The 8,847-nt window shown below is 45.9% G+C and carries 8 protein-coding genes; 3 read left to right on the top strand and 5 right to left on the bottom strand.

Annotated features, from left to right (window positions below):
- Positions 1–217: hypothetical protein (locus O9324_RS17980; protein WP_288140899.1), on the bottom strand; the 217-nt coding region annotated here is incomplete at its 3' end.
- Positions 218–358: 141 nt separating this feature from the next.
- Here O9324_RS17980 and O9324_RS17975 point away from each other — a divergent pair.
- Positions 359–1,486 carry a THUMP domain-containing class I SAM-dependent RNA methyltransferase gene (locus O9324_RS17975; protein ID WP_002766109.1) on the top strand — a complete coding sequence of 376 codons (1,128 nt, stop codon included), beginning with the start codon at positions 359–361 and terminating at the stop codon, positions 1,484–1,486.
- Here the strand turns inward: O9324_RS17975 and mdh are convergent, their stop codons facing one another.
- The 4 genes from mdh to murD all read right to left on the bottom strand — a co-directional run bounded on the left by mdh (position 1,487) and on the right by murD (position 7,211).
- A complete protein-coding gene (gene mdh, locus O9324_RS17970) occupies positions 1,487–2,464 on the bottom strand; it encodes a malate dehydrogenase (RefSeq protein ID WP_288140898.1) in 978 nt (325 codons plus the stop codon).
- Between the two features lie 25 nt (positions 2,465–2,489).
- Positions 2,490–2,705: an NAD(P)H-quinone oxidoreductase subunit O gene (locus O9324_RS17965; RefSeq protein WP_002766111.1), complete on the bottom strand. Its 216-nt coding sequence runs from the start codon at positions 2,703–2,705 to the stop codon at positions 2,490–2,492.
- A 301-nt stretch (positions 2,706–3,006) separates the two neighbouring features.
- Positions 3,007–5,658 carry a glycoside hydrolase family 10-like protein gene (locus O9324_RS17960; protein WP_288140897.1) on the bottom strand — a complete coding sequence of 884 codons (2,652 nt, stop codon included), beginning with the start codon at positions 5,656–5,658 and terminating at the stop codon, positions 3,007–3,009.
- Between the two features lie 203 nt (positions 5,659–5,861).
- On the bottom strand, positions 5,862–7,211 hold the full coding sequence (murD, locus tag O9324_RS17955; RefSeq protein ID WP_288140896.1) for a UDP-N-acetylmuramoyl-L-alanine--D-glutamate ligase: 1,350 nt from the start codon (positions 7,209–7,211) through the stop codon (positions 5,862–5,864).
- Positions 7,212–7,365: 154 nt separating this feature from the next.
- On the opposite strand from murD, the gene O9324_RS17950 reads away from it, so the two are divergent.
- Both O9324_RS17950 and O9324_RS17945 read left to right on the top strand, forming a co-directional pair.
- The gene (locus O9324_RS17950) at positions 7,366–8,490 is read left to right on the top strand and encodes a DUF3747 domain-containing protein (protein WP_288140895.1); all 1,125 of its coding nucleotides are present in this window, start codon (positions 7,366–7,368) and stop codon (positions 8,488–8,490) included.
- Between the two features lie 46 nt (positions 8,491–8,536).
- Complete coding sequence (locus O9324_RS17945; RefSeq protein WP_288140894.1) at positions 8,537–8,803, top strand: hypothetical protein; 267 nt, start codon at positions 8,537–8,539, stop codon at positions 8,801–8,803.
- Positions 8,804–8,847 lie beyond the last annotated feature (44 nt).

Here is an 8,847-nt window from a genome sequence, read left to right as displayed (position 1 = left end):
TCCAGATACAGTCAACGGTACAGCCATTTTCAAGTAAAAAATGTACCCAGTAGCCTCTTTTCAATTTTTTCTTAGAAGCGACCTGCAGTAAGGGTTTTGTTAATTTTTTAGTATTTATGTATGGGGGAAGTCCAGTTATATTTAATTCTACCCACCTACTTAACTGCTGCTGCTCACCTATAGGTGAGAGAAAGTCACGAATATGAGATGCACCCATTTTAACTGACTTGAGCGAATCAGATCGGGAATTTACAAGGGGATAAAAATTAAAATCTTTCTGATTTCAAGCTACCAACGACCGGCGCTAGTCACTGAAACCTGATAACTGATAACTGATAACTGATAACTGATAACTGAAATGACTCGATCCTATTTTGCTACTACCGCTAGGGGACTAGAAGAAATTGCCGCTAGGGAATTAGAATTCCTAGGGGCCAAAGAAGTGAAACCAGTATTCACCGGAGTCCATTTTCAGGGGGATATCTCCCTACTCTATCGAGTCAATCTTTGGTCAAGAATTATTTTTCGGGTTTTGGTTCCCATTGCCGAAATTCCCTGTGGGGATGGGAAGGAACTATATGATGGCATTCAAGCCATTGATTGGCGCGATTATCTCAGCAGTGAGGAAACTTTAGCGGTACAATGTACGGGAACGAACGATCGCCTCAATCACACCCATTACACCGCTTTAAGCATCAAAAACGCTATTATCGACCAACAGCGTCAACAGGGCAATCCCCGTTCCTTTGTGGATACAGAAAACCCCGACCTGCAAATTAACGCTCATATCGAGAAGAATCGCTGTGTGCTTAGTTTAGATAGTTCTGGCCACAGTTTGCATCGTCGCGGGTATCATCGGGCCATGGGAGTCGCACCTCTGAAAGAAAGTCTCGCCGCTGCTTTGGTAGAATTATCGGCATGGCAGGATGATATGGCGCTTTTGGACCCTTTCTGTGGTTCGGGAACCATTGTCATCGAAGCGACGTTAAAAGCTTTAAATATTGCCCCCGGTTTATCCCGTTCCCAGTTCGGATTTCAGAAATGGCCAGACTATCAACCGGATTTATGGCAATCTTTGCTTCAGGAAGCTAAAGAAAAACAAAAATTTCAGCTAAATGCGCCAATTTATGCTAGTGATGCCGATTATGAGGTTTTGCATCAGGCCGAGGATAATGCCTATTTTTGTCAAGTGCAGGACTATATTAATTTTAGCTTGCAAAGCATCACCGACTTAGAACCGACGAGCGATCGAGGGATTATTCTCTGTAATCCCCCTTACGGCAAAAGATTGGGCAATACCGAAGAATTAGGGGCCTTATATAAATCCTTCGGTGATGTCTTAAAACAGAGGTTTAAGGGTTGGACAGCCTATATTTTATCGGGAAACAAAGAACTGACTAAACAAATCGGTCTGCGTTCTTCCCGTCGCACTCCCTTGTATAACGGTTCTCTGCCCTGTACCCTCTTAAAATATGAGTTGTATTAACTACATCAAAACCTTGAGACTGTCAAGCGCTAAATGAACATTTTGACGAACTGAGGCAGCGGAAGTGTGTAGATCCAGACGTTCAGCATCGGTCAAACGCACTTCCAGAATACTTTCCACACCCCGACATCCTAGGCGACAGGGAACCCCCAGATAAACATCCTGTAAACCGTATTCACCCTTGAGATAGGCTGCCGCCGGCAGTAAACGGGATTGATTTCTCAATATCGTCTCGACCATGGTACAGGCAGAGGAAGCAGGGGCGTAATAAGCGCCGCCAGTTTGCAGTAATTTGACGATTTCAGCCCCACCGTTGCGAGTTCTCTCCACTAAACGGTTAATCGTCATCTCGTCCATTAATTCGGTAATCGGCACACCACTGACGGTGCAGTAACGGGGTAAGGGCAACATTAAATCACCGTGACCACCCAAAACCATAGCATGAACGTCGGCGGTACTAACCCTCAATTCCATGGCGATAAAGGTTTGTAAACGGGAAGAATCGAGGACTCCTGCCATTCCCATCACTCTTTGGGGGGGTAAACCGGTCGCTTGCCAGACTAGATAGGTCATCACATCCAGGGGATTGGTGATGACGATAAAAATGGCTTCCGGAGAATACTTGAGGCATTTAGTGGCGGCCTCGACGACAATTTTGGCGTTAACATTCATGAGGTCATCGCGACTCATGCCCGGTTTTCTGGCTAATCCAGCCGTAATCACGACAATATCCGAACCTGCCGTGTCTTCGTAGTTATTAGTGCCGATAATCTCGCTGTCGTGCAGTTCTATACCCTGAGCTTCCATCAAATCTAGGGCAATACCCTGGGGCAAACCATTGACGATATCGAGGAGAACCACATCGGCGAGGTTTTTTTCGGCGATGCGTTGGGCCAGGGTGCGTCCGACGTTGCCGGCACCAATAACCGAGACTCGGGGCGATTGACAGGGGAGGGGTGTATCGTAGAAGTCAACCATGGTTTATGGATGAGGCAATTCCTCATCAGGCGGGTTCCAGTTGTTCGAGCTTTAGCCACACACTGGGGGTAGGAACGTAGAATTTAATCAAAGCATAATCATCTTTTACGTCCAAGACTTCTGCTGTCGAGTCGAACATATAACTGGGTAAACGGCGATCGCTGGCTAGTGCCTCCAGGCTATTTTCTAGGTTTCCCGTCACCACGCGGACTAAAGCTCCTTTCTTAATTGTAGCTGCCATGTTTTTCTCGTTAAATTTGCTTGGGGGTTTCTTCCATAAATTGTTACATATTCGGGCAGGCCTCTGACAAGAGGGTGTGAGGAGGTGGGGTGTGGGGTGTGGGGTGTGGGGAGAATAAATAAAATAATCTCCTAAGTAGGGAGGCTCAATTATTTGTAGGATGGGTTAGCGGTAGCGTAACATGAGCGGGCGTTGGGTTTCATGCTTCAACCCAACCTACGTTCATCTTATATTTAATTCCACCCACCTACTTATCTCCTGTCTCCTGTCTCCACCGACAAACTTTTTCAGTAAACCCTAATTAAAACTCAACCCTTTGACCATAACTTAAGAGACTTTGTAGGGTTGCGAGGCGATTTTCCCAGACCTGTATTTGATAGGCAGATAAATCCTTTTGTCTGGACATCACAGATTTAAATTGATAGCTAAATCGCTTTAAGGCATTTTGAGTTAAAGTCAAATTGCGAGGGCTGGGATTATTAGCTAATTGCTCTAATAAATTAGCCATTTCGTCCACTTCTTGCCCCCAAGTTTTTAAGGTTCCTTCTTCCATTGCCCATAAATTATTCGTTATTAAAAAACTCCACTCTTGACGCAGGAAATTAAACCGCGCTGCTGCCGTTTTGAAGGGTTGACGGTGGGGTAAAGGTTCGGCTTTTTTCGTAATTATCGATCCCTGAATGCGATTCAGAATTGTTTGCAGGTTGGGATTGAGATTTTCTGTGGCAAAAAGAGCGAATCCCGAAGTGGGAAGATTGCGAATAAATTGTAGTTGATCTATCATGACTTGATCGGGTACTTTTAACAGACGGATACCGGGTATAATCAGAGCATTTCCTGCTATTTGCCGATCAAATAAAGACTTAGTTTTATCTTCTAAAGTCCCTGTATCGAGAGCATAAGTCATTAAAAAGATCAGGTCTATCCATTGATTTTGTCCCCACTCCTCCCAGTTTTGTTGAATACGATATAATCGTTCTTTTTGTTCTAGGGGAAACACCGCTGCCGACATTTTTAATTGGGGGCGAATCTGTTTTAAACGAGTAGAAACCTGCGAAACAAAAGTATCAACCTGACGGATTTTAAAGCTAGTCCATTGTTCCCATAAAGCACCCCGGGGATTTAAAGTAATGGGATCAACTCCCGTCATTTGTTTAAATAACCAACGGCTGGATTTACCATAACCATAGGTTTGATTAGAATCTTGACTCTGGAAGGGATAGCGAATATAATCTAACTGCAAGCCATCCACATCGTAATTTTTGACAATCTCCTCGTAAAGAGATAAAAGATAGTTCTGTAGGTCGGGATTAGCAGGATCAAAAAAGGCTTTTTTCGTGCCTTGACTGTAATCAAAAGAACCACCACTTTTATTAGTTGCCCCCCAATCGGGATTACGGGATAAAACTGGACCGAGATAATCTAATGGTTGCTCTAATACTTTATTATGAGCTTGATTAGCCGCCGCAAAAACCCACACCCAGGCGTGGATTTCCATATTGCGTTCATGGGCTAATTTAACGGCAACTTTGAGGGGATCCCAACCTCTAGTTAAAGGGTTTTGTTCGGGGGCAACTTGACTGGGATAAATAGTATAACTAGCATTAACTGTCTCGAAAAAGACCACATTAATACCCGCTGCCGCCATGCGATCGAATACTTTAGCTAAATCCTCCTCGTTTTTAGCTTGTACGATCGTGCCTCGATCTAACCACATTGCCCGTATTTCTGGTTGGGCAAATTGTCGATTAGTGGGATAATTATCCCAAAGACTTCGCCGCGCTTGTAACCAAAATTCCCGCGCTTGCGTATAGGAACCCTGGGCGATTAAATTCTGAAAATTATTTAAGGTTCCTTGGGCATTTTCTAGGACTAAACGGAATCGTCTAGCTGTATCTGATGCGCTGGAATTTTTCCCACGATTATGAAATGCTTGTGCTAAGGATTTATCAGTAGTTAAAGTGTTATTATTACTGGCTTCTAAAGCTAAGAGAGTCGCCCCATAACGCCCGATTAATCCCTGCAATTCCGCCGTCATCTGGCTAATTTGTTGAGAAGTTAGGCTCGCTCTGGGGGGAATTGCCTCGGTATTCGGACTTAATCTCGCTGTTTCACTGGGGGGATTTTCTGCAATCTGGGGTAGAGGGCGACGGGGTGCGATTGCAAAGCGATCGCTACGCGAGATCGCTGTTGGGGTATTATTAATATTATTAACTATTGTTGATTGCCCTTGACAATAGGGCGCAATTGTGCTAGGAGAAGAACTGCGATTAATGCCGTAGCGTTGCAGAGCGGTTTCTAGCCAAGCACTATCGAGGGCGAGATTAGCGACGGCATCGCTGCCCCAGCGCCAACCGAGAAAGATCGAGTTATTATTGAGGACAACGGCGGGGGGATTATTGCGCGCCCCCCAAACGGCGACGGTTTGGCTATTAACTCCCGTGGGGATAACCACGCCACCGAGGAGACTGCTGGCTAAAGGTTTTTGGTTTTTCAGTTCACCTAAATTAGTCGGCCGCAGGGTGTAAGCTTGGGAGTGGGGATAGGCCCAGTAAGCCCCAAATAGCGATCGCAGTTGATTCCGCACAGCAGGTTCCGAAAGATTTCCCGCCGGACCGGTGACAATAATTTTACCACCGCGATTAAGCCAACGACTCAAGACACCAGCTTGTAAACCGGAAATAGTCTCAACGTTGGGGATGATTAGAACCTTAATTTTATTTAAATCCGCGTCGCTTTGCCACTGATTACTCTGGAGAATACAGTAATTAACCCCGACATTTTGCAAACGTTCGGTGATAGCTGTCCATTGATTGGCATTTTCTTGACTTTTTAACACTGCCACCGGTGTCGCTAAAACTGGGATCGGCAGCAAGACACCCACACAGGACAAAAGACAGGCAATTAGGGGCTTTTTAAAAAGATGATCAAGATGGAAGGACGATCCCAGCACGTTTTTTTCTCTTAATTTTTTGGTTAACTTCTCCTGATCTTACCCAACTTAGCCAAAAAAGAGTATCTTTGGCAACAAAAATTACGTCTTAGTCGTCGGCACCATGGTTTTAGGGTGTTAGGGTTTTAGTTGAAATTCCCCACTTCCCCATTCCCCCACTTCCCCATTCCCCCACTTCCCCATTCCCCCACTTCCCCATCTCCCTATAACTGTAAGGACAATTGCCGAAAGTGATCGCCGCGATGTTCAAAACTTTGGTATTGGTCAAAACTAGCGCAAGCGGGGGATAATAACACCACTTTAGCCTCTTTTGCTGTTCCTAGTTCAGCCGCGCGTTGAACTGCCCTGTCCATCGTTTCTACACATTCATAATCTTGATAACCTGCTGACTGTAAACGACGGGCAAAATCGGCGGCAGCGTCACCAATCAGCAGCACAGTGGCGACTTTTGCCTTAATTTCAGCGATCCAAGCCCGATCATCCCCTGCTTTCGCTTCTCCCCCCGCAATTAAAATCGCTGGACTAGGGACGGATTTTAAGCCCACTGCGGCGGCATCGTAGTTAGTTGCTTTACTATCATTGATAAAGTCTATTCCTTTATAAGTACAAATATACTCTAAGCGATGGGCAACCCCAGGGAAAGTGGCGATCGCTTCAGTAATGGCTTTTTTCTCGATGGCTGCCAATCTAGCGGCGGCCACAGCCATAAGCAAATTCTGCTGATTGTGACTGCCCACCATTTTCAGGAGATTAACCGGGGCAATTAATTCCCCAAAAGCCACGATCCAGTTATCTTGCAGATAAACACCACGACTAGGATCGCCCAAAAGCGCATCTTTGCCTTTCACAGAAGTCCAGTAAGCTTGTTGCCATTGACTAACACCGATTTGACGCAGATAGGGATCATCACCGTTGAGGATTTGGCGATCGCTTCTTTGCAGTAAAGAGGCTTTAATCTGATAATAATTTTCCAGGGTTTGATGACGACTGAGGTGATCGGGGGTAAAAGTTGTCCAGATGCCGATTTTCGGCGATAAATCCCGACTGGACTCGATCTGATAACTACTAATCTCCGCAATAATCCAATCGTATTTATCGGCTTTTAAAGCCAATTCACAGGCAGCATAGCCGATATTACCGCAGGAAGGGGCATTTAACCCCGCTTTTTGAAAAATAGCGGCACAGAGGGCGGTGGTGGTGGTTTTGCCGTTAGTTCCCGTAATCCCCAACCAAGGAGAAGATTGCAGATAACGCCAAGCTAATTCTAATTCTCCGATCGTCTCGATGCCTTTTTCTCTGGCAGTAATTAAAATTGGGGCATCCCAAGGCACCCCGGGGCTAACCACGATAAGATTAGGTAAGTCTGAAGCCTCTAGACTGAGATTTTGACCAAGATTGACAATAATTCCTTCCCTTTCCAGATTGGTTTGCAGTGCTTGTAAACCGGGAGAATCGGAGCGATCGCTTAATGTCACCTGCCAACCATCCCGTTTTAAGCATCTTGCCGCTGCTATTCCCGATCTTCCCAATCCAATAATCGCCGCTTTCGCCATCTTGTTGCCACTCTACTCAAGAGTCAATTTTTAGCAATCTCTATCCTACTGTGGATTAGGTCGAGTCTCTTCCTTTGAAAACAAAATTCTCTGGCTTGCGTCTAGATCGATAAAATAAATGCAAGTACGATCTCCATAACAAGGCTCCTTATTTATGAATCTAAAATCATCCCTAAAATTTACCCTACTGTTTTCACTTCTGGGGGGTTGTCTCCTGACTACACCGAGTCAAGCAACTCTCTTTGAACAAAGAGAAGTTAATCAAGAGGATTTTATCGCTATTGCCCGACCCTACGGTAACGGTAAATACGATTTACTGATTTTGCAACAAATCCCCGGTAAACGCCAATGTTGGGCGGTAAATGGCACAGAACCGACCATTGTTCAGCCTCTGCTGCTCGATTTCGATTTTACCGGCAGTTGTGAACGGGCTACCGACAGTAACGGTTATTCCCTTCGCATTCAGGGCGAAGATTACGGTTTAGAATACCTGCTGCGTATCGTACAACGCAACGGGGAATTAGTCCTCGTGGGAACCCCCCGCAATCCCAGACAATCGGAGGTAATTATTGGACGGACAAAAGGTTTAGGGACCGGTTTAATGCAAATTTACCTCATCGATGGCTGGCGCTTTACTAAACGCAGTCTAGCCGGTCAAAATCTCAGTCATATCTATCTAACTGCCGATAGTCCCAGTTTCAATCCTCCCCCGGAATTACTCGCGGGTACCCAATCGTCTATCCCCCCCACACCCCCCCCCAGAGAATCCGTCAAAGCAGAAACACCGGTTAATCCTTCCGCTAATCCCGAAGTGCGAGAATATACCTTTACCGCTGCAGAAACAGCAGTAGAGAGCAATCCTCAGCCAGGGGTCACTAATCGAGTACCAGAGTCAAATTTTACCCCACAGCCGACCGTTACCCCTAATTTACCCCCCCTAACTCCTCCCAATTCCCAGAATAATAATGCAATTGTACCACCACCGCCGCGCAACCTAGGCAATCAGAGAAGTTTATCGGATGTGATTACTTTTAATCGACCAGCTGCTAATCCCAGTAGTGGTAATATGAGCAATAGTGGCCGCAAAGGTTTTAAAGTAGTAATTGAAGCTAAAACCGAGAGCGATCGCAGCAAAGTTCGTTCTATCTATCCCGACGCTTTCCCCACTTCCTACAAAGGTCGTTCCGTCTGGCAAATAGGCGCGTTTAGCAGTCGTGATAAGGCTGAAAACGCTTTACAAAGTCTTGCCCCCCTGCGCGGATCGATCGTACCATTTTAGGGAACGCTGGAACTGCGTAACGGGGAACAGAGAGTGGATAGGGGAAATGGGGAAATGGGGAAATGGGGAAATGGGGAAATGGGGAAATGGGGAAATGGGGAAATGGGGAAATGGGGAAATGGGGAAATGGGGAAATGGGGAAATGGGGGAATGGGGAAATGGGGAAATGGGGAAATGGGGAAATGGGGGAATGGGGAAATGGGGAAATGGGGAAATGGGGAAATGGGGAAATGGGGAAATGGGGAAATGGGGAAATGGGGAAATGGGGAAATTTCAACTAAAACCCCAAAACCCTAAAACCCCAAAACCCTAAAACCCCAACTCTCAACTCCGGCCTCCTGACTCCTAGAGTAACTG

It is taken from the genome of Microcystis sp. LE19-84.1B (genome assembly GCF_027531875.1).
Lineage (GTDB): Bacteria > Cyanobacteriota > Cyanobacteriia > Cyanobacteriales > Microcystaceae > Microcystis > Microcystis panniformis.
The sequence above is the reverse complement of the archived record's forward strand: the minus strand, read 5'-3'. Positions and strand labels throughout refer to the sequence as shown.